The organism is Cupriavidus sp. 05T313, assembly GCF_056396665.1.
In genome coordinates this window covers 22828-48751 of sequence record NZ_JBFTLX010000038.1, presented here as the reverse complement: position 1 = coordinate 48751, position 25924 = coordinate 22828, and the positions used below count along the sequence as shown (strand labels likewise).

Genomic DNA, 25924 nt, shown 5'->3' with positions numbered 1-25924 from the left:
AGTTCTTCCGGTTCAGGCTGGCCTGGTTGGATTGGATTGTGCGTCGGGGAGTCCGTGAGCCATCGCCTCGGCCAGCGCCTGCGCCAGTCCTGGCAGGGCCGGGAAGCCGGCGGTGATCACGTAAACCGGCAGGTTTTCCAGGTAGGCGCGCATGCGGCCCTTCGCGGCAAACCGCGCGTTGAAGGCAGACGCCCGCAGCGCGGGCACGAAGCGCGGCAGGATGCCGCCGCCCAGGTAGACGCCGCCGCGCGCGCCGAGCACCAGCGCAATATCGGCCGTCACGGACCCCAGCAGGCCGCAGAACACGGCGAGCGCGCGCTCGCAGACCGGGTCGTGCCGGTGGAGCGCGCCTTCCGTTACCTGCGCCGGTGCGAGCTGCCGCGCCAGGGGCGTACCCGTTTCTGCGTGCAGCGCGGCGTGTGTCAGCGACAGTCCCATGCCCGACAAAAGACGTTCCGCGGAGACGCGCCCGAAGGCCTGGTGGGCCGCGCGCCAGGCGGTCCATTCGTCTTCGGTCTCCGGCATCAGCTCGATATGCCCGCCCTCGCCGGCCAGCGCCACGGCCGGGCCCGAGCGCGCCGGCACCAGTCCGGACACACCCAGGCCGGTGCCGGGCCCGACCAGCGCGCGCGGCGCGCCGGCCACGGCGGTGCCCGGGCGCAATAGCGTCAGGTCCTGCTCGCCGAGGTGTTGCAGACCCAGCGCCAGCGCGGTGAAGTCGTTGATCGCGAGCAGCAGGTCGAAGCCGAGCGAGCGCTGCATCTCAGAAATGGAAAACGCCCAGGCGTGATTGGTCAGCTTGACGCGATCGCCGGTCACGGGATTGGCAAGGCCGACCGCCGCGTAGCGCGGCCTGGCGCTGCCGGGCGGCAGCCCGCCGAGGTAGTGCAGCATGGCAGCCTCAAGCGAGGGGAAATCCGCCACCTTGAGCGCGGTCACGGGGCCGATGCGCTGCGGCGCGGTCTCCAGCGCGAAGCGCACATTGGTGCCGCCGACATCGCCCAGCAAGCGCGGATAGCCTTGCATGGCGTCAGGCCGAGAAGACATCGGTGCCGTGGCGATGCCGGCTCAGCACCAGGCTGACGGGCAGCGCCGGCGTGGGCCCCTTGCAGGCGCTGGCGAACACGGCTGCCTTGGCCGGCCCCGCGAACGACAGGAAAACGCGGTCGGCCGCCAGCAACGCCGCCAGGTTCAGCGTGATGCGCGCGTGCGGCGCCTCGCGCGGATGCGTCACCAGGTAGCCCGGCTGCGTGTCGGCCAGCGCCTGCTGCAGTTCGGGCGCCTCGGGAAACAGCGAGGCGGTGTGGCCGTCCTCGCCCATGCCCAGCACCACCACGTCGGGCTGCCGCCAGGCCGCATTCAGGCGCGCCACCGCGCTCGCCGGATCGGCCACCTCGGCGGCATCGGCCACCAGCGGCACGAAGGCCGCCTTGCCCGCGGCCTCGCGCAGCAGGTGGCGGCGCACCAGCGCGCCATTGCTGTCGTCATGGTCCGGCGGCACCACGCGCTCGTCGACCAGCGTGACAGTGACAGCGTCCCAGCGGATCGTGCGGTGGCGCAGGCGCTCGAACAGCGGCACCGGCGAGCGGCCGCCCGATACCGCCAGCACCGCCCAGCCGTTTACGCCGATGGCAGTCTCCAGCGCGTGGGCCACCGAGATCGCCATCGCTTCGGCCAGGTCCGCCTCGGAAGTATGTTCGTAGCGTCGCATGGTTTCTCCTGTTCGAGTGATGGTTGGCAAGGCTTGCAAGAACCTGCAAACAAAGCCGCGGCTAGACCTCTTCGTGCCAGAGCGAGCCGTCGCGCGACATCAGCGCGGACGAAGCGGCCGGCCCCCAGGTGCCGGCGGTATACGGCTTGGGCGGCACGGTGCTGTCCGCCCAGGTATCGAGGATGGGTTCGACCCAGCGCCAGGCCTGCGCCTGCTCGTCGCGCCGCACGAACAAACCCAGCCGCCCGCGGATGACATCGAGCAGCAGGCGCTCGTAGGCGCCGGCGCGCCGCACCTTGAAGGAGTTGGCGAAGTCCAGGTCAAGCGAGGTCCCGGTGAGCGCCACGGTATCGCCGGGCTGCTTGACCAGGAAATACAGGCGAATGCTCTCCTCGGGCTGCAGCCGGATCACCAGCCGGTTCTGCGGCGACAGGGTCAGCGGACGCGGGAAGATCGCATGCGGCACATCGCGGAAGTGGATCACGATCTCCGCCACGCGCGACTGCATGCGCTTGCCGGTACGCAGGTAGAACGGCACGCCGGACCAGCGCCAGTTGGCGATCTCGGCCTTGATGGCGACGAAGGTCTCGGTATGGCTGTCGGGCGCGATGCCCTTCTCGTCCAGGTAGCCCACCACCGGCTTGCCGCCCACCGCGCCGGCGCGATACTGCCCGCGCACGGTCTTCTCGGCCACGTCCTGCGGCGTGATGGGCTTGAGTGCCTTGAGTATCTTGATCTTCTCGTCGCGGATAGCATCTTCGGACAGGCTGGTGGGCGGCTCCATCGCCACCATGCACAGCAATTGCAGCAGGTGGTTCTGCACCATGTCGCGCAGCGCGCCGGTACTGTCGTAGAAGTCACCGCGCGTTTCCACGCCAAGCTCCTCGGCGATGGTGATCTGCACGTCCTGCACCCATTCGCGGCGCCATAGGGGCTCGAACAGCGCATTGCCGAAGCGGATCGCCATCAGGTTCTGCACCGACTCCTTGCCGAGATAGTGGTCGATGCGATAGATCTGGTCTTCGGCGAAGAACCGCGCCACCGCCGAGTTGATCGCATCGGAAGAATGCAGGTCGTGCCCGAGCGGCTTCTCCAGCACGATGCGGACATTGGAATGATTGAGCCCCGTACGCGCCAGTTGCTCGCAGATGGGCACAAAGATGTGCGGGCCCGTGGCGAGATAGCACACCACCACTTCGGGCGCGCGCTGGAGGACCTTCTGCGCCAGCGCATCGAAGTGCGCCGGCTCGCGGGCATCCGCCTGCACGTAGCTGATGCGGGCCAGGAAACTGGCCCAGGTTTCCGGGGGCGCATGCTCAAGGCCGGGCCGCACGCTTTGCTCCAGCGAGCCGACATAGTCCTCGGTGGTCAGGGGATGGCTGCCGGTGGCAAGGATGCGCGCGTTCGGGTGCAGCAGACCCGCCCGGTGCGCATCGAACAGCGCCGGCAGCAGCTTGCGCCGCGCCAGGTCTCCGGTGCCGCCGAACAGCACCATGTCGAAATCGGGCATGCTCACCCTGTACTCCTTGTCTTGGCCAGCGTAGATGCGGCGCAAGCACCTGGCGGGGCCCGTGAGGTCCCGGCAACGCCAGTGCGCGTCACTTGACTGAGTGACACGATGCGCCGCATAAGTTCCGGCCAGTTTACGTGAGTCGCCGCCGCTTGGCGAGGCATGGTGCGCATACGCCTCCCGGCGGGCACCGGGCCGCGATCAGCCGTCCAGCAGCGTCACCCACAGGCCGCGCGCCTGTAACTGGTAGGCGCGGGTGGCCTCGATCAGGGCGCGGCGGGGCGCCGGGTCCATGATGGCCTCGGGCAGCAGCGGATCGCGCACGATGGCGCGGATGATGGCGCGGCCCACCAGCATGGTCTCGCGCGCGGCGGCGTCGGGCGCCATGCGCGCCAGCTTGGACTGGCTGCGCTCCAGCTGCGCCAGCGCGCGGCGGTAGGCCGATTGCAGCGCCGGCACGTCCCACAGTTGTTCCATGCGCGCTTCGGCATCGGCGTCGAACTCGCGGCCGACGAAGAGCAGGCTGGCACCGGCCATGCCCAGCCGGGTCAGCGCCGAGCGCGTCGCCACGGCGCCGCCGGCGAGATTGTCGGGGCGCACATTGATGCCGGCCGCCAGTGTGCGGAAGCCGCACAGCGCCAGCGCGCGCGCATGATGCCGCCACGCGGTCTTCTCGCTGCGCGCGACTGCGGCGTCCTGCACCACCAGCCAGTCGCCCGCCCAGTGTTCCAGCCGGCTTTCCTTTTCAAACCAGTGCTCGACCTCGTCATAGACCGGATTGCCCTCCGGCAGCACCGCGTAGCAGCCGCGCTCCGTCTTGACGATGCGGCCCTGGCGCTGCAGCCGCGTCAGCGCCACGCGCACGCTGGGCGTGCCGATGCCCATCACCTCGGCGCCGCGCGCCAGCGCCTGCACCGGCAGGGTTCGTTCCGGGTGGCCGAAGAGCAGGTCCAGCACCAGGTCGGTGGCGGAGGGCTCGCGGATCTCTATTTCATGCATGAGCGGCAGCGGGGGCAATAAGGGCGGCAAGAAGTGCAGTGTCGGCAGCGTGAACGGTGAAGGGTAAACCACAAATATTTCTTCTAATTCCACATATATATCATTCTATGAAATATTTTGGTATTTGGAAAAACACCTAACCAACACCCCATCGCCACTTGATAAGCACGTTAACAATCCCAGGCACCGAGGACGCGAGCATGGATATTAAGCCCAACCCGTATGTCAGGACCGAAAGCGACGGCCCGGTCTTCACCATCATTCTGGATCGCGCCGACAAGCGCAACGCCGTGGACGGTCCCATGGCGCTGGCGCTGCGCGAGTCCTTCGCGCACTTCGAGTCCGACCCGGCCCTGCGCGTGGCGGTGCTGTGGGGCGCGGGCGGCCATTTCTGCGGCGGTGCCGACCTGTCGGCGGTGGGCGACCCCGCACGGCGCCACGAACTCGATCCGCAAGGCGGCGGCGCGGGCCCGATGGGCCCGAGCCGGCTGGCCCTGTCCAAGCCGCTGATCGCGGCGGTCAGCGGCTATGCGGTGGCGGGCGGGCTGGAACTGGCGCTGCTGGCGGACTTGCGCGTGGCCGAGCGCGGCGCTGTCTTCGGCGTGTTCTGCCGGCGCTGGGGCGTGCCGCTGATCGACGGCGGCACGGTACGGCTGCCGCGCATCGTCGGCATGGGCCGCGCGCTCGACTTGATCCTCACCGGCCGCGCCGTGCCCGCCGAGGAAGCGCTGGCCATGGGACTGGCCAACCGCCTCGTAGAGCCGGGCCAGGCCCGCGCCGCCGCCGAAGCGCTGGCGCACGAACTGGCCGCCTTTCCCCAAAGCTGCATGCTGACGGACCGCGCCTCCGCCTATGGGCAATGGGACCTGCCGCTGGCCGACGCCCTGCGAGCCGAAGGCGCCAGTGGCGCGCCGATCGTCTTCCAGGAAGGCATCCAGGGCGCCGCCCGCTTTGTCGGCGGCGCCGGGCGGCACGGCGATTTCACCGGCTGACACACGCACCGATACACGCGCGAATCCGGGATAAACGCAGCCCGGACGACCAAAGCGTACCCGTTTCTGCGTAAGCAATAAGACAGCCAGATGGCCCAGATCTCACTCGCGCGAGTTCCCCAACCTTCAATATCCGAGGACCACAACAAGAGCGCCGCACCCAGACAACGATTCGGTGCAGCCGTGTGGAGCGCCCCCAAGGGCGGTCCACACCCCAGCGCGATGCGAAGCGAGCCGTCAAGGTGTACCAGGCCGTATGGGGCGCCTTCTTTGCCTACTTTCTTGGCAAGACAAGAAAGTAGGTCGCCCCCCGCAGGGGGGTGAAACCGCCTTTGACTTTGCAGTTAAGCAGTTAAGCAGTTAAGCCTTTGACGTTGACCTAGAAACAGTCACCGACGGCAACTCCCCAAAAAACGCCCGATACTGCGCCGCAAACCGCGGCAAATGCGTAAACCCCCACCGCGCCGCCACAGCCCCCACCCCCTCCAACTCCGCCGCCTGCCGCCCCCGCAACGCCTGCCGCACCCCATTCATCCTCACCGCCCGCACAAACTCCAACGGAGCCAGCCCGGTAACCTCGTTAAAGCTGTATTGCAACGTCCGCCGGGAAACCCCGAGCCGCTCGCACAGCGCCAGCACGCTCCAGGGCGCCTCCGGCGCAGCCCGCACCATCTCATAGGCCTGCGCAACCAGCCGCCGCCGCGCCGGCGGCGTAGGCAGCAAGGCATCACCGCTGTCATGCGCAAGGGTGGAAACCACCGCCATCAGCAAAGCATCCCGCATCGCGCTTTCAACAAACCGTTGATTGAACAAGTCGCTCTGCACCGCTGCCGCGGCCAGCACCGCCAGCATCGCCGCGCGGAACTCTTCCGAAGCGGCACGCCGCACCTCGGTAGCCGGCTGCAAGCGCATCAGCAGACCGGCCTCCCCCTCGCGTTCCAGCACGCGCTCCAGCGCAGGCAAGGGCAAGGTCACGCCAAGCAGGTCCAGCCCCGGTGGCGTGCGCATGGCCAGCGGCTTGCCATTGCCTGCCTGCAGCACGGTATCGCCGCTCATGCGGTAGCCGGCGAACCAGCCGTCCTGGCACTCGCGGTGCGGCAGGGCAATGGAGAGATAGCCGCGCCGCGCCTCGCCCTCTTCCAGCAAGGCCTGGTTGGTCTGTTCGCGGAATACGTGGACGTCGCCGTAGGTAGCCTGCTGCACTTCGGCAAGGAAACGCCCCGGCGTGAGTTGCTGGTAGCGCTGCTGCCAGCCGTCGAGACCGCCTGCCGCCATGGTTGCCTCGGTGGCTACCAGGTGGCGTACCGGGCGCGCGCCGGCGCCTGTGTCGAGGGGCTCTGTGTTGCTGGGCATGGGCGGCAGCCTGTGGGGGCCAATCAACACCATCGGCGCCGGCCTGGCATGGCCACGCGCGCCAAGGCTTTCAGGTGCGGGACTGCGCAACGATTGTATAGCTGGCCCGGGCCGCCGTCGATGCACGGCGCAACAAGCCGGCGCCACGGCAGGGTTTGCCCGGAAACCACCTTTGCATTTGTTGACAATAACCGCGGCGAAGGCCGCCTAGAATGCGGCGCTATTCAAAGCGGGCATCGATATGGGATCCAATYGCAACAAGTTGCTGGGCTACGTCGCGCTTTGCATGGTGGGGTTCGCGCTGATCACCGTGCTGTGCGTCACACTGCAGGACGACAACGAGCAGCGCGCTGCGCGCAAGGTCCGGCAGATGGATAGCCGCGCCATCGCTACCGCCACCGTGCCCGCCGCCAGCCACGCTGGGCAGCATACGGCCGCGAACACGCCGCGCTGAGCGCCGGCGCACCCTGCTCAACAGGGCAGGATGATGGTAAAGGTGGCGCCGGCGCCCGTGGCGCTGACCAGCCTGATCTCTCCGCCGTGGCGCTCCACCACCGTCTTGACGAACACCAGGCCAAGCCCGCTGCCGGCGGGCGCGTCGCGGCCGGTGCCGTGCAGACGCGCGAAGGGCTGGAACAGTCGCCCCTGGTCTTCCTCGGCAATGCCCCTGCCCTGGTCCGCCACATCGATCGCCAGCCCCTTGGGCACGCGGTACAGGCGCACCGTCACGGTGCTCTGCGGCGGGCTGAACTTGATCGCATTGCTGACGAGGTTGGCAATGGCCCGGACCAGCAGCACCGGCTCGGCCACCACCTGCGTCTGTTCCTCTTCCAACTCGATCTTTAGCGCGATGCGCGCGGCGCTGGCCAGCGCCCATAGTTCGTCGGTGGCGTCCAGCACCACGCCGGCCAGGTCGACTTCGACGAAGCTCAGGTGCGGCGCCTCTGCGCGGGCCAGCCGGATAAAGTCGTCGGCCAGGTCCAGCGTGCGGCTGGCGTGCTCGCCGATGCGGGCCAGCAGGGTCGCCTCGGGCAGCGCCCGGCCGGGCTCGTTCTGCAGGTCGATCAGGGCGAGGATGGAGGACTGCGGGGATCGCATGTCATGCGAGATAAAGCGCAGGGACTCCTCGCGCCGCCGCTCGGCCACGCGCACCTGGGTGATATCGATGACGCTGACGATCAGGCCGGCCACGCCGCCGGTGTCACTGCGCAGCGGTGCGCCGCGCAGCAGCATGGGACGTTCGCCGCGGGCTTCGAGTTCCACGCCGGGCGGGGCCTGCGCCGGCTCCGCGTGGACGGCCTCGCCGTCGGCAAAAGCGCTGCGCAACTGGTCCCAATAGTCCAGCCCTGCCTTGGGCTGGGCGAATACTTCGTCGATCATTTCGCGAATGCCGGGGCGCGGCGCGCTCATGTCGGCCAGCGGCCCGAGCGTGCGCGGCGCCAGCAGCAGGCCACGCCGGTTGGCCAGCAGCACGCGCCCCGACGGATCGCAGATCACGGTGGCTTCCGGCAGGCCTTCCAGCCCGTCCGACAGGAACTGGCGCAGGTCGCGCAAGCGGGTGGTCATGCGGTACACCGCGCGCATGCGGGTATCCAGATTGCGGCCGGATTCGCCCTCGCCGGCGGGCATGGCCAGCAGGCCCGGCTCCTGCTCCAGCTGCGCCAGCTCATCCGTGAGGAACTTCAGCGCCGCTTCCTGGCGCCGCCAGCTCCACAGCGGGTAGAACAGGCTGCAACCCAGCAGGGCGCTGGCCGGCGCGAACCAGAGGTGCCCGAGCACCACCAGCAGCAGGCTGGCGGCCAGCGAGCCAATCAGGAGCACCGCAGTGACCAGCAGCGCGTTGCGCGGCGTCGTCGCCAGCGAGGCGAGGCTCGCCAGCAGTACCGGCAGCAGGGTGCATAGCCAGAACCACGGCGCGGGCAAGGTGACGATGGCGCTGTCGTTCTGCAGCGTCTGCATGGCGTTGGCGATGATTTCCACGCCACTCATGCCATGCCCGCTGCGGGATACCGGCGTGGGAAACACGTCGCCCAGCCCGCTCGCGGTCGCACCGATCAGCACTGACTTGCCGCGGAAGAAATCCGCGGGCAGCGCGCCGCCCAGCACATCGAGCACCGRAACCAGGCGGAACGTGCCGGGCGGCCCGGCAAATGGAATGCGCAACCGGTAGTTGCGCATCCAGCCATCGGCGCCCAGGTCATTTGCCTGGTCGTCGTGCCGGTAGCTGGACACCGGCCGCGGCGGCTCGCCGAAACCGACCATCGCGACCGAGAAATGATTGAGTTGCCGGCCCGGCAACCCTTCCTGCAGGAAGACCTGGCGGGCGATACCGTCGAGGTCCACCGCGATATTGATGTGCCCCACCCCGGCGCCCAGGCCGGTCAGCGGATAGCGCACCATCAGGCCATCCTGCCCCGCTTCGGCCAGCGCGGGCAACACCACGTTGCCCGCGCGCGCCATGCTGCCTGCCAGCGCGCGGTCGTCCTCGGGATGCAACTGGTCGGGCTCGGAGAGGATCACGTCGACGCCGATCACGCGTGGGGCATCGGCCGCGATGCGCCCGATCAGGTCGGCCAGCACCCAGCGGCGCCAGGGCCAGCGGCCAATGGCGGAGATGCTGGGATCGTCGATGGTGACGATCACGATGTCGTCACTGGGGGCGTGATGCTGGGCCGCGACAGACAGGTCGTAGACCGCCGTGTCGGCGCGCTCGCTCCAGCCGAATGCGGCGCAAGCCACCACCAGCGCCAGCACCGCGGCCGTCAGCACGGCCCACTCGATCAGCGTGCGGCGCTGATAGCCAGCCAGGATGCGCGCCAACACACGGCGCACGGAGTGCGCGCGCGAGCCGGCGCGCGCGGCCAGCCGGGCCAGGCTAGTTGGCACGATTGAGCAGACGCCCGCCAGCGCTCACGGGCTGGCCCTGCGCATCGCGCACATACTGCTTCACCTCGATGCGTTGGGGCGCGGAGAAGTGCGGCCGCGCTGCCGGGCTAACGGTAGCGGCATTGGTTGCGGCATTGGTTGCGGCAGCCGCTGCGCCCTCACGCCCCACCCGCACGAAATACGTGCCGCTGCCAGGACGGGGCAAGCGGCCTTCGTTCGTTTCCGTGCGCACGTCCGCCACGATCTGCGTAAAGGCTTCGTCGGACGCCATCTGCAGCCGGTAGGCTTGCGCAGCGCCGGCGGCGCCGGCTGCCGGCCAGGCGATGCGCAGCGTGTCGCCGCCATCGTCCTCCAGGCGCGGCTGCGGCGGCGACGGTTCCAGCGCGAACGCCCCCGGCTCGCTCCAGGGACCGGGCTGGCCACCGGCGTCAAGCGAGCGTACCCGCCACCACCAGCGGCCCGGCGCGAGCGCCTGGCTGGCCGACGGCGCGGCGCTTCGCGCCTGCATGGCGCCCTGCCTGAAGTCCGCGTCGGCCGCCACTTCGAATTCGTATTGCGCCGCGCTGGCGACCTCGGCCCAGCCGAACGTGACCGTCTCGCCGTACGCAGTGCCGTTGCGCTCGGGCTCCAGCGTAAAAGGCGGGGGCGGGTTGAGCCGTACCGCGAACGGCAGCACCACGCCCGCGCCGCCGAGGTGCGTGGCATCCAGCGCGCTTACGCCCAGGTAGAGCTCGCCTTCGGGCAAGTCCTCAAGCGCGGCTTGCTCGGCGCTGACGGTCTGGGAGGACAGCAGCTCGGTCTGGGCCGCATCGCGCGAGACCACCACGCGGTAGCCGGCGGCTTTCGCCACCGGCGACCAGCTCACCGTGGCGCGGCTGGCCAGCAGGGGCTGGGGCAGCGGCGCCAGCACCGGCGCGGGCAACAGCGCGGCCGGCCGCGCCAGCACGCCCGTTGGCGATACGCTGACGCCATAGCCGGCGCCCACCACCGCCTGCTGGCCACGGCGCGAGCGTGCCTGCACTTGCCCTTCGAGCACGGCGCTCTGGCTGGCGCCAGCCTCGGTGCCAACGCGAAAGCGCGTGCCGCGCACGCCAGTCACCAGCGAAGGGGTACGGATTTCGAAGCGCCCGACGCCCGTGCCGCGCGGCGCCACGCGGGATTCCACCTCGCCCTGACCGACGCCGAACACGGCGTCGGTCAGGCCCGAGCGGGCGAAGGCCCGCAGCCTGCTGACTTCCATCCTGGAGGCGGGCGGCAGCGTGACGCGGGAGCCGTCGCCCAGTTCCATGGTGACGGTGCCGCCTGCGCCGGTTTCAATGCGGGCGCCTTCGGCGAGTTCCATGCCAGCCTGCAGCTCGCGGCCATCCGCGCTGGCCGGCCCTGTCACAAACACCACGCGGGCGGTGCCGTTGGTGACCGGAATGTGGACCAGCGGGATGCGCAGGCGCATGCCGGGCGGCAGGCGGTAGGGGTCCGCCACCTTGTTCAGTGCCTGCAACTCGCGCCAGCGGGCGGGTTGCGCCATGAAACGGTCGGCCACGCCGATGAGCGTGTCGCCCGGGCGAACCAGATAGATAAAGTTGGCGCCCTCTGTGCCCGCTGCCTGCGCGGCGGCGTCGAGCGGCCACGCGGCCCCCAGCACACCAATCCATCCGGCCACGCCGATTGCGCCGATTGCATCGATTGCGCCCTTCGCACCCGCCTCGCCAGATCGCACTGCGATGCCGCGCTTCCTGCCTGCCGCCATTTCGAACCACTTCATAAACTCAGTCTTCCTGCTTATCCTGCAAACCCTGCGAATCCCACAAATCCGTCAACCCCTGCAAGTCGTGCAAGTCCTGCAAACCCTACAAGTCCGGCTTGCCCAAAGCGTCCGGGGTATTCTGGTGCTCCTGCTTGTCACCGTCTCCCGCGGCTTCGAAACGGTAGCCGTGCGAATACACGGAGGTCAGGCGCACGCCGTTCTCGGGCCGCAGCGCCAATTTGATCCGCAAGCGCGAGATATGCGTGTCGAGCGTGCGCGAGCCCGCCCCGATGTCACGGCCCCAGACAGCTTGTTCCATCACCTCGCGCGACACCAGGCGGCCAAGGTTGCGGAACAGGAACAGGGCCAGGTCGAACTCGCGCGGCGAGATCTCCGCCTTGTTCTCGCCGCAGGTCACGGTGCGCGCTTGCGGATCCACACGGTAGTTGCCCACCCGGATCACCGCGCTGTCCTGCTGCGCCTGCGGATAGGTGCGGCGAAGCAAGGCGGAAACACGCGCCACCAGCTCGGCGCGCCGGATCGGCTTGATCATGTAGTCGTCGGCGCCGGCGCCCAACCCGGCGACGATGTCTTCCTCCATCGCGCGGCTGGTCAGGAACAGGATGGGCGGATTGGGACCGGAGTTCTGCCGTACCCAAGTCACCACCTCGAGACCGCTCGTATCGGGCAATTGCCAGTCCACGACAAGAAGGTCGAACGCCTGCTCGCGCAGCGCCCGCAGGAACGTGCTGCCATTGGCGAAGCACTCGCACTCATGGCCTGCCGAGACCAGGATCTGCTGGATCAGCTCGGACTGGCTCTTGTCGTCTTCCACCGAAGCTATTCTCATACTTACCTCTTCCTTGCCGCCATGTTCCGCCCCGCACTTCCTGCGCACTTCTTGCGCAACTCCTGCGCAACTCCTGCGCAACTGCTGCGTTCATCCCGCGTTTTCCGTCAGGGAGAAAGCGCGAGCGCGAGCAGGCCAGGCCAGGCGCGTAGGGGGGAATGGTACAGAATCGGGCGTCGCCACGCCAAGACTGGCGTGGGGGGGGTACCGCGCACCCGCATCGCCCCCGCCCCCCGGGGCGTAGCACCATTATTGCAGCATGTAGGTTTCGTACTCGAGGCGATCGAGCTTGCGGTCGAGCATGTAAACAGCCAGCGCCACCACGACCAGCAGCGAGATCGCGAAACCGTAGCCGTACCAGGCCGGGCCCAGTTGCAGCGTCACCGCGGTGAGCGCCAGGTTGAGGATCACAAACAGCCCGGTGAGCAGCAGCACTTCGCGCCGGCGGTCGAGGTAGAAGTAGATATTGAGCACCCCGAGCAGCACCACCTGCAGGCTGGCGCCGATCACGTCCACATACAGCAGCGGCAGGTAAAGCTCCGAGATGCCCAGCGCCCCCAGCACCCAGCTGCCCACCACGAACAGCAGCAGCGCCGCGATGGCCTGCACCTTGACGATCTCGTACAGCCCCAGGCGGATCGTCTGCACCATGGTGTTGCGCATATCCTCGATATGCTCAAGCGAGCTGCCGCCGCGCACGGCGTTGTAGAAGGCGTCGTAGTACTCGACGAAGTCCGTCTCGATGCGCACCAGGAACACCGCCATGCCGGGGATGATCGCCAGGTAGGCCAGGAACACCGGGATGTCGTAGATGATCGATGCGTGCAACGGTCCGATCACTTGCTGTCCGGTGGACGGCGAATACCAGAACATGAACTTGTCGAGCCAGATGCCAAGGTTGTACAGCAGCCCGATCGCCATCAGGCTCGGGTAGGCATAGCGCCGCTGGAACACCTCGAACGACATGAAGCGCTGGCTGGTGTAGTTGCGGTAGATCAGCACCACCATCGCCGTCAGCAAGCTCAACTGCCCGGCCACGAAACCCAGGAGCAGGCCTTCAAGGCCATAGCCGCGCAATGCCAGCGCCGCCGCCACCGTCAGCGTATAGCCAAGCAGGAAGGTCCAGACGATAGCCTTGTACTGCTTCATGCCCGTCAGGAAGATCACCGCGATCCAGATATTGCTCATGACCACGAAGCCCGCGGTCATCAGCAGCCGGTAGAGCACCGACTGGCCCTGGAAGGCGAAGAGCGCGCAGCCGATGCCGGCCGCGCCCGCCAGCACCGTGACCAGCAGGGCCACCGCGTGGTAGTTCGACAGCACCAGGCCATCGCGCTTCTCGAACAGCCGGTCCGATGTGAAGCGGGTAAACGAGAGCTGCATCGGCCCGGTCAGGATCAGGCTGACCGCGATCAGGTAGGTCACCGACACCTGGAACTGTGTCACCAGGCTGCCCGGCACCACGAAGGGCAGGCTCAGCAGGCCGATCAGCAGGATGCCGACAATCGACAGGACCCACGGCCCGGAGCTGATGATGCCGGCATAGGCGTACGCGCCGAGCATGCCCGACAGGCTGTCCCGCCGCAGCATCTTGCGTAGTTCGAAACCAATCCCCGCCATTTCAGCGCCCTCCCTTCATGGGGCAGCCCGCGGCCTGGGCCGCCCTGGCGGGCGACGCGCCCGCAGAGGACGCCACCCGTGGCTGCGCCATCAGGCGCGTGTACAGTTCGCGGTAGCTGCCCACCATCATCTCCTGCGTGTAGTACCGCTCCACGCGCTGGATGCCGGCTTGCTGCGCGGCATGCCAGGCGCGCGGGGAACCTAGCAGGCCGATCGCCTTCTCGGCCAGCGCGGCCGGGTCGGCGATGCGCACCACGTCGCCGGCGGCGCCCAGTGCGGCATCCTCGCCGGGCAGGCCGAAGATCAGTTGCCGGCACGAGCCCACGTCGGTGGTCACGCACGGCACGCCAGCGGCGAAGCCTTCCAGCACCGCCAGCGGCAAGGCCTCGCTGATGGAGCTGAGTACCAGCACGCCCACCTTGGGCAGCAGGTCGTCGATGCGCTGGAAACCCAGGAATTTGACCTTCCCGGCGAGGCCCAGGCTCTCGGCCAGGCTGCGGCATTCCCGCGCGTATTCGGGATCCTCGTCCTCGGGTCCCGCGATCCAGCCCTCGGCATCCGGGAACTGCCGCACCACGGTCAGCATGGCGCGGATAAAGGTCTTGATGTCCTTGATCGGCACGACCCGCCCGATCAGGCACAGCACGGGCGGCACGCCGGACGCGCGCCGGGTGCGCAGCGCGGCCAGCCGCGGCAGGTTGATGCCGTTGGGAATATTGCGGGTGCGCTCGGCCCTGGCGCCGTCGGTCACCTGGCGCTGGCGGTTGCCCTCGTAGAGCGCGACGATGGTGTCGCCGGCGTCGTAGCACACGCGGCCCAGCGTTTCGAAGAAGCGCACCCACAGCTCGCGGAAATAGCTGATCTGCGAGATATCGCGCTCGAACACGTTGCGGTTGTCGCGGATCCACTGGCTCTGGAACAGGTCGATCTTGCGTTCCTTGGTGTAGATGCCGTGCTCGGACACCAGCAAGGGCCGGCCCGTGCGGTAGTGCAGCATGGCGCCGAGGAAGCCGGCATAGCCGGTGGAAACCGTGTGGTAGACCCTGGCCGGGATCAGCCCCTCGGCAATGCGCGCCAGCTGCCACAAGGGCTTGTGCATGATGCGCACGGTCCAGAAGTAATCGGTGAAGGACGGATCGGTGCAGTACTGGCGATATTGCTCGGTGATGGTGCGCCAGGCATTGCGGCTGTACAGGAATGCATCTTCCGACAGGTTGCCGCCGTCATTGAGCTCGGGCATCAGCTCGCGGATCAGTTCGCCGGCCTCCTGCTCGCGACCGGGCTGGCGCAGCACCTSGTGCAGTTGCGCCGAGGCGGCGAAGGTATCCGGATCGCCGTCGCTGCCGTGCACCAGCGGCGGCGGCGCGAAGTCGTAGAGGAAATGGGTCTCCAGGTGCACGACATTGTCCGGCAACGCATAGACCATATCGCCGTAGTCTTCGCGGCGGCTGCCGATAAAGACGATGGCGAAGCGGATTTCCGGGAACGCCCGGATCATCTGGTTGACCCAGCTCGACACCCCGCCGCTCACATACGGAAAGGTGCCCTCAAGCAGCAGGGCCACATCGGCCGAGTCGGCGCGGGGCGAAGGGGTATTGCTCATGATTGCCAGTAACGCAGCAGGGGCCGTACCAGTGGCAACGGCGATGGGCTGTCGAACAACAGCAGGATGGTGCGCACGGCGGCGTAGTCGCGCTCCAGGTAGGCGGCTTCGGCCAGCAGCGGCAGCGTGCGCTCTCGCGCAAAACCCAGCGCCTCGGCCCGCTCCAGCCACTCGCGCGCTTGCGCGGGCTCGTGGCGGTTCAGGGCCAGGCGGCCACGCATGTACCACAGCCCGGCCTGTTCAGGGTCCACCTCCAGCGCGGCGCGGGCGTAGCGCTCGACCTGGTCCGCGGTGTAGCGGTAGACGTCGCCTTGCACCAGGTTCTGGTAGATCAGCTCCCAGTGCAGGTCGGCCAGGCGCTTGTTGATCTCGCCGCGCTCGCTCGCGTCGAGGGCCTCTTCAAGACGCGGCAGCTCGGCCATGATCTGCTGGGTCAGTTGCTTCTCGGCGCCGTCCAGCATGCCGTAGGCCAGCAGGCGCACGTCGTCGGCGCTATCGGCCAGCAGTTCGCGCAACACCGGGCTGGATGTGCGCGCCGGCATCGATTGCATGGCCACCAGCGCGGTCATGCGCTCGGGCAGCGGCGCGCGCGTATTGCCAAGCTGCGCGCGCAAGCGGGCGCCTCCGCCATGGGTCACGCGCGAGATCAGGTGAGTGACGAACACCGGCAGTCCGACCAGGCCAATGCCGGCCGTCTGGCGCGGGCCCGGGAACAGGCGCGCGATCAGCAAGCTGCCGAGGCAGACGATGGCACCCGCCATCGGCACCAGGAAGCAGAACGCGAACAGATAGCCGTAGCTCCACGCGAACGGCACGCGGAAGCGCCGAGGCAGCAGGCGCCACAGCACTATCGCGATCATCGCGGCGGCAATCCCCTGCGACAGCAGGAAAGCCAGCAGCAACGGCGTGCTGGTACCGGCGCGCGCCAGCAGCGCCAGGGCTGCGATTTGTGCGGTGAGGCCGCCGACGCCGAGCTTACCCACGGGCAGCCTCGCCCAGTGCCACGGGCACCGGTACCGGCGCCGGGTGTACATCCACATGACAACGGTGCAGCAGCCGGATCAGCGGCTCCACCGGTGCGCTGGCTGGCACGGCCAGCATATGCACGCCGATGCGCGCGGCTTCGAAATCCGTGCCGAACTGGGCTCGCAACATGTCCTCGATCCGCACCAGGTAGGCCGAGGCCGCCTCGTTGTCGGACAGCGGCATCAGGGTCAGCAGCGCGCGCTGGTGCACACTGGTAAGCGGCCATGCCACGTCGAGCGCGCGGCGGCTGCGGATGACCTGCTCGAACAGCGCATCGCGGGACTCGTCCAGGTCGAACACCAGCGCAACGATCGTGCTTTCGATGCCGCTATCGCGGCGCAGCCGGGACAAGCGGGCGTAGTCCAGCGCGAAGTCGTACGGGCAGCCTGGCACGGCCGCCTCGATGGCTCGGGTGGACGCGGCATGCTCGACGCCATCGGCGTAGTAGCCCATCAGCACCATCAGAAGTTGCAGGTTCTCGTAGCTGAGCGACAGGAACGGCATGCGCTCGACCACCAGCAGGCCAACCAGCTTGTCGGCCCCGGACAGCACCGGTGCCACCGCCACATAGCGGGTCTGCGGATGATCCGGCGACTGGCGCGACAGCCCGCCGGCCTGCAGGTGCGCCAGCTGGCGCGTCTCCAGGCAATGGCGCACCAGCGCATCGTTGGCGTCGAACTCGAATGCCGGGCCAACTTGCGCCGAGGCCTCGTCCGCCACCTTGTCGCCAACGACCGCGTACAGCGCTGCCCCTTCCACCTGGCAGGCCTGCGCCACCACTTGCAGCATGGGGCGCGCGCCAACCAGCGCACTGCCGGACGCGCTATCTTCCAGCGTCACGGCACGCATTTGCGACAGCGTATCGCGCAGCGTGGTGGGCCTGGCCAGCAGGTCGTTCTCCAGCCGCGCGTGGGATACGCGCAGCAGGTAGTGGTTCTTGGTCAGCGCGGCAAGGCGCTCTTCCAGGTAGCGATTGACGGCGCGCGCGCGCGCCAGCCGCGTGCCCCACACATCGCCGAACTGCCCGGCCACCAGCACCGTCAGCAGCCCTCCCAGGAAGAACAGGCGCGGAAATGCCCCCGGCTGCGCTCCGACCTGGTGGAAAAAGAACCAGCCAGCCAGCATCATCAGCACGCTACCCACGCCAATCAGCGTGCCATAGCGCAGCGCCAGTATGATCGGCAGCAGCCATGCCCAGGGGAAACCCAGCCCGAGCAGCAGGGGGTTGTCGGGCAGGACCGCGTATCCCAGTGCCATCGCCAGGGCCATCGTCACCACCAGCTCGACCGCAGAGACCGGTCCGCTCGTGGCGGGCGCGAGCAACCGCAAATAGCGGCCGCCCGCGCCGATGCCTTGTCCTTCCCGTATCTTGTCGGCTGTATTGGCCACGATCACGCTCTCCCGCGACTCAACCCTGGCGCAGCGGCGCCAGCAGGCGGCGCAGCAGCTTCTGCGCGGTACCGGACAGCGATTCGCGGCTCCAGCCACTGTCGCTGCCGGTGGCGGTCCACACCACCTCGCCGGTGCTCACGTCGAGCAGCTGCAGGGAAATGCCCACCGCCGGCTCGCCATCCACGCCGACCTTGTAGCGCCATTCCTGCACCGCGCCGGTGAGGGCATAGCGCACCTTCTGGGTACGCGCCCATTCCAGCGCCTTGCCCACCGATTCCCGCTCGGCCGGCTCGAACAGCGTTTCCGGGTTCAGGCTGGCCGGATAGCGCTTGACGTTGGCAATGCCGCCGGTCTTCAGCAAGCTCTCCGCAATCGCCTCGGCGCGCAGGCCCGCTTGCGGCGTCTCGGTGTAGTTGACGATCGGCAAGACCGCCAGCGATTCGCCGGCAGGCAGCGCGGGGGCGCGGCCCACGTCGGTCACCGCGCATCCGGCCAGCCAAAGGGCCGCGCCCAGCGCACCGCACCAGCCCAGCAGTCGTGCCGCGCGGTTCTGCTTCGTGCTAGTTTTCTCCATGACTCACTCCCCTTCTCGATTGCGTACGGTGAACCGGCACTGGTGTGCCCGCCCGGATTAAAAAAGCCATTTGTAGCGAACACCCGCTTCGGTCAGCGGCGTGCCGCCATTGCGTGCCGCGGTTTCGTGCTGCACATACATGGACAGGTGATCGTTTCCGAACACCTTGCCGGCCACGCCAAGCTGGGCCCGGAAGTTCTGCCCGGCACGGGTGTCGTGCAACAGGCCGATCTCGGCGAAAGGCCGCCACTTGCGCGTGTAGTCGTCGAGCAGCTCGGTACCGAAACCGAAAGTCACGCCCGCCTGCGTGAAGCCCTGCGGCATGTAGAACCCGGGCGTGGCTTCGTCGTCGGCGGGTACCAGCGTCGCCAGCTTGCTGCTGAGCGTGCCGCCGCGCGTGCTGTAGGTAGCGTGGGTGCCGACCAGGCGCACGGTGTAGTCCGGGTAAGCGGTACGGATGCGATAACCCAGCTCCAGGTCGTACACCAGGCCGTGACCCAGTTGTGAGCCGTCCTGGCCACGGAAACGGTCGTACTCGATACGCGCGCCCGCGAATTCGCGCAGGCTGAAGTTGTAGGTCGCGCCCAGTCCGAGCACGTCCTTGACGCCGCCGACCCGCAGCGCCGCCGACTCGTCGGCTTGCTGGTTGAGGCCGGCCAGCGTGGTGAGGTTCAGCCGGGTACCCTCGCGCCACTCGCCGGTAAATCGCGCGGTGGTCACGCTATCCAGGCCGTCGCGCCGTCCCACGCCGAAGCGCCAGCGCAGGTGCTGGTCGCGGTAGCCGAGCGACAGCTCGCCACGCTTGTCGGACGAAGGCACGCCGGTAAGCTGCGTCTGGTCCACGCTGTGCTGGGTGCGCCAGGCACCGCGCAGGTTCAGGTCATAGCCATCCCACAGGCGCACGCCGCCGGCCAGGCCGTAGTCGAAATAACTCAGCGGGCTCTGGCGCTGGTATGTCATGCGCGGCTCGATGGCCTGCGCATTGAACAGCAGCGTGTCCTGCAGGGTCTCCTGCAGCGCGTCGTCGGTACGGGTGGTTTCCTGCGTCTCGTAGGCCAGCGTCTGCGCGGCGCCGAGCCGGTCGAGCTGCACGTTGGCTTCGATCTGGTTGTCCACCGGAATGCGGCCGGCCTGGCGCTCCAGCACGCGGTCGAGCGCGGCCAGATCCTGGTTCGCCAGCGCCAGCGTGATCTCGGCATAGGCCGGGCGCAGCAACTGGCGCGCATACTGGCGTGCCAGCCAGGCACGCGCCAGTTCATTGGATTCGTTCGACAGCGCCCACGCCAGCGCCACTTCCTTGGCGGCGGACGAGACCACCGCCTGCTGGCGCGCTTCGCGCTGGGCCATGCCCGCCGGCACACTGGCGTCCAGCGGCGGCAAGCCGGGTATCTCACCCAGGCGCGAAGCCGGATTGGCCGGCCCGGTCCAGTTGGCGGCGTTGGCACCCGCCATCACGGTGCGGTCGCCGCGCAGCATCTCGATCACCAGGCGCTGCGAGACATCCCCCGACGCAAAGATCTGGCCAAGCGCCACTGTCTGGCGGCGCAGTTCGGCAGGCGCGGGGCCGCCTTGCGCATCTTCCTCCTCGGCTGCCGGATCCATGCTGCGGGGATCCGAGGCACGGCGCCCGCTTGCGGTACGGTCGCCATGCAGGTCAACCCAGGCCTGGCGGCGCAGGCGCCAGGCAGTGCTGGTCTGCCCGATGGCGTCGTAGGCATCCGCGGCAAGCCCGAGCCAGAGCGGATCGGCGTTCTTGCCGTCGGCCATCTTGCGCAGGTAATGCAGCGCGGTGCGGCCGTCCTGGAAGCGCATGCTGCCAGCGGCAAAGGCGCCCCACAGATCCGGGTTGCCCTCGGCCTCGCTCTTCAGGCGCAGCATCATGGCGCGCACTTCGGTATCCGAGCCGAGATCGACCAGCGCCCACATCAGCGCGGCCAGCGTCTCGCTGCCAGCATCGGGCAGGCTGGCGGCACGGCGCAGGTCGGCCAGGGCCAGCTCGCGCTCGCCGCGGGCGCGCTGGTACTCGGCGCGCATGGCCAGGAAACGGCTGGATTGCTCGGCCTGCTTCAGCTGCCCGGGGGTCATGCCCTGCAGCAAGGCGGCGACGCGGCCGTAGGCCCGTGCGCGGGTGTAGTAGTTGATGGCGAGTTCTAGCGACACGAGCTTGCCGCCCTTGCGCCAGCTGGCCTCGGCAATGCGCCCTGCATCAATGGGCGAACTGTCGTAGAAATCCATCAGGTTCGAGAAATCCGATTCCTCGATATCGCGCACTTCGGCCAGGCAGTCGTTGCGGCCGGCGCCCGGCGGCATGGCCATGCAGTGATCGTCATGCGACTCGGCCATGGCCAGCATCAGTTGCCGGTAGCCTTGTTCGAGCAAGTCGCCACGCTGGTTCAGGCGTGCCAGTTCGGTCAGGGTGCGCCAGTACTCGATATCGGTGGAGCGCGCGGTGCGCATGGACGGCACCATGGCCTGCAGCGCCTCGGCCAGCTTGCCGCGCACGTAAAGCAGGTTGGCCTGCTTGAGCGCGTACTGGGGACGTGGGCCAAAGCGCTGCTGCAGCTCCGTGTAGAGCTCGTAGGCGCGGGCATCCTTGCCGGCGCGCTCTGCCAGTTCCGCCTGGCGCTCCATGATCTGGCGCGCGTTGGGGCCGTGGCTCAGGCTTTGCAGGAAAGCCAGCCCTTGCTCTGGCTCTCCCAGCCGTTCGTAGGTGGCGACCACCTGGTCGATGGTGGCGAGGTCGCCGCTGCCGGCGCGATGGCGCAGCGCGGCCAGGTAGGCGCGATCGTCGCTCAGTCCCGGGGCCAGGCGCAGCACCGCCTTCCAGGCGGTCTCGTCGTTGGTGGCCTGGGCATATTCGAGCCAGCTCCTGAGCGCTACCGCGGGCTGGCGATTCCATTCCGCGACCTGCGCCAGGCGTTCGCGCCAGCGCTGCGCGCCGGGCTGGCGCCGCACGGCGGTCTCGGCGACGCGCTGGGCGTCGTCGAGCTTGCCGGCGGCCAGGAAGACCTGGAAGGCCAGTTCGTAGTCATCGGCGTTGAACGCGCGCTCGGCCGCGGGCGGGGCGCCGCTGTGCGCCACCGCAGGTGCGGCCGGCGCAGCCACTGCGGCAGGCTTGCCCGCGCCGGCGGAATCCGCCACTCGGCGCAGGTGCGGCATCGCGGCGTCGCCCATTGCGCGGCGCAGGGCCAGCCCGCGCGGACCGTCCAGGAAAATGACGCCCTGCGCGGCCCAGGGCTGGGCGGCGGCAACCCGGCGCACTTCGGCGCGTTGCAGCGATGCTCCCAGCGGGGCAGGCTGCATGCTCGGCGGCAGGCGCAGCAACCGCTGCGCATAGTGCGCCGCCTGCTCGGGCCGGTTGGCGGCCAGCGCCAGTTTGGTCAGGTAGCGCAGGACCTCGGCATTTTCCAGCAGCTTGCCGCCGTGTTGCTCGGCCTGCGCCAGCGCCTTGTCGAGTTCGTTGCCGGACTGCAGCGTCTTGAGCGCGGCCAGGAACAGCCGGCGCTGCTCGGTCGGATCGGTGGCGTGTGCCTGCGCGGCGAACAGCGCGTCGGCCGCTTGCTGGTAATCACCGCCAGCCAGCGCCGCCGATGCCGCCTGCGCACTCCACAGCTCGGCGCGGGCGGGATCGCTCTTGGCCAGCGCGCGGTAGAAATGCTGCGCCGGCTTGAGCGCGTTGATCGAGCGCGCGGCGGTCGCGAGCTCTTCCAGATCGGTACGCCCCCATTGCATCGGCAATGCCTGGTCGAGCAACCCGGCGAGCCGTTCGATGTACTGCTTGCGCTCCGGCGTGTCCGGCAACGCGGCAAACGCGCGCTGCTGCGTGATCTCGATACGGGTGCGCAGGATCTGGTTGGGTAGTTCGGCGTCGGCGGCGGCGCGCGCGCGCACTGGCCCTTGCCGGCTGGCGGCATGGCGCGCTTCCAGCCGGGCCAGCATGGCTTCGGCCTCGTCCAGGCGGCCGGTACGCGCATATTGCTCGGCCAGCACCGCCATGAAACCGTTGTCTTCCGGCGCGGCACGCCACCAGGCTTCCAGGTAGGCCATGCTCAGGCCGTCAACCGCGCGGCCTTCACCCAGCAGGCGTTCGCGCAAGGTTTCGCGCGGGAACATCAGCGCCAGGCCGATCCCCACCATGGCGGTGAAGGTCAGCACGAACGCTGGCTGCAACAACCGCTCGCGCTCAGGCGGCGCAGGTGATTTCGACGCTTTGCTTGGCATTGTCGGGATGGGAAACGGGTGTGGTATCGAAGCGCAGCGTGCCGCGCTCCCGCACGCCCTGCACCGGCTTGCCATCGATGGCAACCCGGCAGCGGTCCGCCCCTGCGAGACGGAAGAAAGGCTTGGTGTAGCCGCTGAACTCAAAACGGATCTGCTGTGCGCTGCCCTGGCCGGCGCGCTGCCAGTTCCGCACGAAGCCGCTGGCCTCGGCGACCTCGGGGCCGGCGGGCGCGGCGGCGCCGGGCCCGCGCATCACGATGCGCGAGGCGCCATCGGCCAGGTGCACGTAGACACCGCCGCCGGGCGCCGGCGAAGTGCCGGTCACGCCTTGCGAGGCCGCCACGTCGGTCACGCCCGCGCCGGTCCAGCGCACGTTGCGCAGATTGCCGTCGCCGCGCACGATCCACGCGCCGGGCTGCTTGCCGTCGCCGCCGGTTTCGCGCGCCACCGCCATGCCTTGCCAGTCGATCACCTTGCGCACGTAGTCGGTGGCATGCACCGGCAGCAGCGGTTGGCTCTGCACGTAGTCGTAGACCTTGCGCAGCGCCTTGAGCGAGGCTGCCTTGGTGCCCGAGTAATTGTGATAGTAGATGTTGACCGACTTGAAGCGGTACGGATGGTCGGTCAGCTCGTAGGTTTCAATCACGCGCTCGAAACCGTAGAACGGGCCATGCCAGAGATTGGTGTAGACGTTCTCGTTCTGGTTCGGGGCGAACACCTGGAAGGTGCCGTCGGCCTTGTTGATGCCAAGCGGGGAAATCGCGGTCCAGGTCGGGTTGCTGCGCGTGATCAGCGTATCGCCGCCGTTCATGTTGAGCACGCCGGCCTGGTCGGTCAGCCTGATCGCCTCGGCGGGTGGCTGGCAGTCGCCCGACCACAGCAGCATGCTGACGGGCTTGCCGGCGGGCGCGAGCGTACGGTTGATGTAGTCGATGGAGCCGCCGACCTCGCGCTTGAGGTCCATGGTGTAGCCCGGAATCGCCAGGTGGAAATCTGCGTCGCCTTCGGTGGCGTTCTCCGAATGCGCGCCACCGGGCACCGTGCGGCCCCACTCGAAGGGATGCGAGAAGGTGTGGCTGGCCACCTCCACATAGGGCTGCGCGAAGATCTTGCGTGCGATCGGCTCCAGCTGCGCGGTCAGCTTGGGATACATGCCATCGCTGGCCACTTCGCCCTGGATGATCGACATCGTCATCGGCAGGCGGTAGCGGTCCCAAATCTCGCGGAACAGCACTTCGCCGGAGAAGCCGCCGCCAGGGATCTCGGCGCGCGAGGCAAAACCGTCTCCGTCCACATGGATGGTCAGCAGGCGCCGGCCGTTCTCGGTGGTGACATCCGGTACCGGCATGTCGGGCAGACGCAGCGCTTCGCGCAGGAAAGCGAGCGGCTGGACGACCCAGCGGTCCTGGTCGTTGGCGCTTTGCCGCACGGCATAGGGGCCCAGCACATAGCCGCCCCAGGGAGTAATCGCGGYGGCGTCGTAGGTCAGCGTGCCCGAATTCAGGCGCAGCAGGGAGCGATAGCCAGGGCCATCGCCGACCTGCACGAGCGCCGCCTGGGTGCGGTCCGGCGCCACCGGCATCTCGAAGCCCATCATCGGGTCCTTGGATACCACATCCGCCTTGACGCCGACCTTGCCCTTGACCGGGTTGAGCTGCAGGCTCGAGGCGAGCGAGCCGTTCATGCGCGCGCCGAAGTCATTCAGGAACACCACCGGCACGCCCTGGTCGATATTGCGCTGTACCCAGCTGAAGAAGCGGCCGGGCTGATCGCGCACATTGCCGGCCATCCACACCACCACGCCCGCGTAGCGGTCCGGGCCGATCTCGGGCAGCGGTTGGCTGGCTTCGGCGAAGTCGACGCGATAGCCCAGGTAGTTCAGCGGCATGGAAACGAAGCGCACGCCGGCGGAGTCGTCGATCGACACGCCGGGCTCGCGGTCCTGCACCACCAGCACGCGGCGCGGCATCACCTCGATGCTGCCGATGCCAACCGTCTGCAGGCCAGGGTCGGCCACGTAGGGGATGATGTCCAGCGCGCGGATCCGCGCGGCGGTGTCGCGCGCGCACTTGCGGTCGGTGGGCGGGCAGTAGTCGATCGAGATCACCGGCAAGCGGTACTGCTCCCGGATCGTGCGGGCCTGGCCCAGCAGCCAGTTGCGGTCGGCCTCGCTGACTTCGGTGTAGCGCTTGCCCGCCTGGTCCCAGCCGCGGTAGAGCGACTCGAACGCGACCGCGTACGCCAGCTGGCTGACTTGCGGCAGGATCTCGAAGCCGCGATTGAAGATCAGCCTGGCGTCGGGATAGCGGGCCTTGATGGCGCGGATCACCGCCACCATGCCTGCTTCCTGGCGGGCACGTTCGGCATCGGTCTTGGCAACGAGCTGGTAGGAATCAAGCGTGTCGAGGAAGAAGCCGCGAAAGCCGCGCTGCCACAGCGGCGTGATGACCTTGTCCACATAGAAGGCAGGCCAGCCCTCGGCGGCCTGGTCGACCACGCGGGCGCCCCAGGCGTCGTTATTGCCGGTCAGCCAGGCCTTGGGGATGTCCTTCAGGTAGGGGCGCGAAGGATAGACCTCGCCAATGCTGACGTAGGAGAACCATTGCGTATTGGGCGTGGCGGCGGTGCGCGGGTCGAAGCCGCTGTCGGGTTCGACCACCGCGATATCGAAGGCTTGCAAGGAGTCCACCGGCGGCTTGCTGCCGTAGTGGAAGGCAATGTTGGGGGCGCGTACACCTGCGGGTGTCGCGGTCTGCGCCTGCGCCTGTGCCGGGCATAGCCAGGCAGCAATCACGGCCAGCAGCGCGCCAAGCCAGGCTCTTGTCATCGGCGTACCCCGGCTTGCTTGGCGCAAGCCAGCCACGCGGCGCATGACACCGTCCATTCGCAACAAATTCACTTGTTGGCCCCCTGTTTTCTTCATTTTTATGTCCCGCTCCGGAAGAGCTCGCTTTGCTTGCCTGCCAACGCGCTCTCGCGCCTGGTGCCGCGTGACGATGCATTCCGGGTATGGCTGTTCCCATCTACGGCTTCCCACGCTGCCCGAAATACCGGGCAGTCCCCCGCGGGATATTTATCAAAGTGCCTGATCAGGCACTATGGCGGGGGGGGAATTCTGAGGCATGCGGGTAAGCCTGCCTATAAGCATTTCGGACTAGGGATGAAGCACTCGGGCAAATGCGGGAAGGTGCAACAGTTGCCTGATAGTGCCGGATTCCTGGCTCCGACCGCTTCGATTGGCGCACTGACGGAATCCGCCAAGCCTGGCCGCTCCTGGGTGTTGCCAACGGCAGCACGCTTAGGCGGAGYCGCCGCGCCAGGGTGCCCACCGCGCCCGGTGAAGATTATTACAAAGTGGATATTTAGGGCATTTTTGGCATTTTCTGCAAAGAAAACATATCGCAGTACGTGCCGGAAATTCGGCGCTGACGAGTCAGCGGTGA

At 68.2% G+C, this 25924-nt stretch carries 17 protein-coding genes; 2 read left to right on the top strand and 15 right to left on the bottom strand.

The annotated features are described in order from the left end of the window. Nucleotides 1–12 precede the first annotated feature (12 nt). The 4 genes from glk to AC1DKD_RS11760 form a co-directional block, all read right to left on the bottom strand. The gene (glk, locus tag AC1DKD_RS11775; protein WP_477101778.1) at nt 13–1026 is read right to left on the bottom strand and encodes a glucokinase; all 1014 of its coding nucleotides are present in this window, start codon (nt 1024–1026) and stop codon (nt 13–15) included. Nucleotides 1027–1030: 4 nt separating this feature from the next. Next, nucleotides 1031–1711: a 6-phosphogluconolactonase gene (gene pgl / locus AC1DKD_RS11770; RefSeq protein ID WP_441636595.1), complete on the bottom strand. Its 681-nt coding sequence runs from the start codon at nt 1709–1711 to the stop codon at nt 1031–1033. Between the two features lie 61 nt (nt 1712–1772). Further along, nucleotides 1773–3221 carry a glucose-6-phosphate dehydrogenase gene (gene zwf / locus AC1DKD_RS11765; RefSeq protein WP_441636601.1) on the bottom strand — a complete coding sequence of 483 codons (1449 nt, stop codon included), beginning with the start codon at nt 3219–3221 and terminating at the stop codon, nt 1773–1775. Nucleotides 3222–3422: 201 nt separating this feature from the next. Next, nucleotides 3423–4220, bottom strand: a complete 798-nt coding sequence (locus AC1DKD_RS11760; RefSeq protein WP_441636597.1) for a PaaX family transcriptional regulator — start codon at nt 4218–4220, stop codon at nt 3423–3425. A 200-nt stretch (nt 4221–4420) separates the two neighbouring features. Between AC1DKD_RS11760 and AC1DKD_RS11755 the strand changes: the two genes are divergently transcribed. After that, nucleotides 4421–5212 (top strand): crotonase/enoyl-CoA hydratase family protein, encoded by a 792-nt coding sequence (locus AC1DKD_RS11755; protein WP_441636599.1) that lies wholly within the window; start codon nt 4421–4423, stop codon nt 5210–5212. Nucleotides 5213–5572: 360 nt separating this feature from the next. On the opposite strand, the gene AC1DKD_RS11750 is transcribed toward AC1DKD_RS11755, so the two are convergent. Then, the gene (locus tag AC1DKD_RS11750) at nt 5573–6565 is read right to left on the bottom strand and encodes a helix-turn-helix domain-containing protein (RefSeq protein WP_441635501.1); all 993 of its coding nucleotides are present in this window, start codon (nt 6563–6565) and stop codon (nt 5573–5575) included. A gap of 241 nt (nt 6566–6806) precedes the next feature. Here AC1DKD_RS11750 and AC1DKD_RS11745 point away from each other — a divergent pair, with 241 nt between their 5' ends. Then, nucleotides 6807–7019, top strand: a complete 213-nt coding sequence (locus AC1DKD_RS11745) for a hypothetical protein (protein WP_477143305.1) — start codon at nt 6807–6809, stop codon at nt 7017–7019. A gap of 17 nt (nt 7020–7036) precedes the next feature. Here AC1DKD_RS11745 and AC1DKD_RS11740 read toward each other — a convergent pair whose 3' ends face one another. From AC1DKD_RS11740 to AC1DKD_RS11695, 10 genes are all read right to left on the bottom strand, one after another. Then, nucleotides 7037–9451 (bottom strand): CHASE2 domain-containing protein, encoded by a 2415-nt coding sequence (locus AC1DKD_RS11740; RefSeq protein WP_477143304.1) that lies wholly within the window; start codon nt 9449–9451, stop codon nt 7037–7039. After that, on the bottom strand, nt 9441–11213 hold the full coding sequence (locus AC1DKD_RS11735) for a FecR family protein (protein ID WP_441635495.1): 1773 nt from the start codon (nt 11211–11213) through the stop codon (nt 9441–9443). The genes AC1DKD_RS11740 and AC1DKD_RS11735 overlap by 11 nt, the downstream gene beginning before the upstream one ends. Nucleotides 11214–11298: 85 nt before the next feature. Continuing rightward, a complete protein-coding gene (locus tag AC1DKD_RS11730) occupies nt 11299–12045 on the bottom strand; it encodes a response regulator transcription factor (RefSeq protein WP_441635493.1) in 747 nt (248 codons plus the stop codon). A 249-nt stretch (nt 12046–12294) separates the two neighbouring features. Beyond that, complete coding sequence (pelG, locus tag AC1DKD_RS11725) at nt 12295–13665, bottom strand: exopolysaccharide Pel transporter PelG (protein ID WP_035870095.1); 1371 nt, start codon at nt 13663–13665, stop codon at nt 12295–12297. Nucleotide 13666: 1 nt separating this feature from the next. Continuing rightward, nucleotides 13667–15268, bottom strand: coding sequence for a GT4 family glycosyltransferase PelF (gene pelF, locus AC1DKD_RS11720; protein ID WP_477143303.1), 1602 nt, complete (start codon nt 15266–15268; stop codon nt 13667–13669). Next, nucleotides 15265–16251 carry a tetratricopeptide repeat protein gene (locus AC1DKD_RS11715; RefSeq protein WP_441635488.1) on the bottom strand — a complete coding sequence of 329 codons (987 nt, stop codon included), beginning with the start codon at nt 16249–16251 and terminating at the stop codon, nt 15265–15267. Before AC1DKD_RS11715 ends, pelF begins: the two co-directional genes overlap by 4 nt. Next, nucleotides 16244–17689, bottom strand: a complete 1446-nt coding sequence (locus tag AC1DKD_RS11710) for a PelD GGDEF domain-containing protein (protein WP_441635486.1) — start codon at nt 17687–17689, stop codon at nt 16244–16246. The genes AC1DKD_RS11715 and AC1DKD_RS11710 overlap by 8 nt, the downstream gene beginning before the upstream one ends. Nucleotides 17690–17702: 13 nt before the next feature. Further along, nucleotides 17703–18260, bottom strand: a complete 558-nt coding sequence (locus AC1DKD_RS11705; protein WP_441635484.1) for a penicillin-binding protein activator LpoB — start codon at nt 18258–18260, stop codon at nt 17703–17705. Nucleotides 18261–18317: 57 nt separating this feature from the next. Continuing rightward, complete coding sequence (locus AC1DKD_RS11700) at nt 18318–22481, bottom strand: tetratricopeptide repeat protein (protein WP_477103461.1); 4164 nt, start codon at nt 22479–22481, stop codon at nt 18318–18320. Further along, nucleotides 22444–25308, bottom strand: a complete 2865-nt coding sequence (locus tag AC1DKD_RS11695; protein ID WP_477143302.1) for a bifunctional glycoside hydrolase/polysaccharide deacetylase family protein — start codon at nt 25306–25308, stop codon at nt 22444–22446. Before AC1DKD_RS11695 ends, AC1DKD_RS11700 begins: the two co-directional genes overlap by 38 nt. Nucleotides 25309–25924 lie beyond the last annotated feature (616 nt).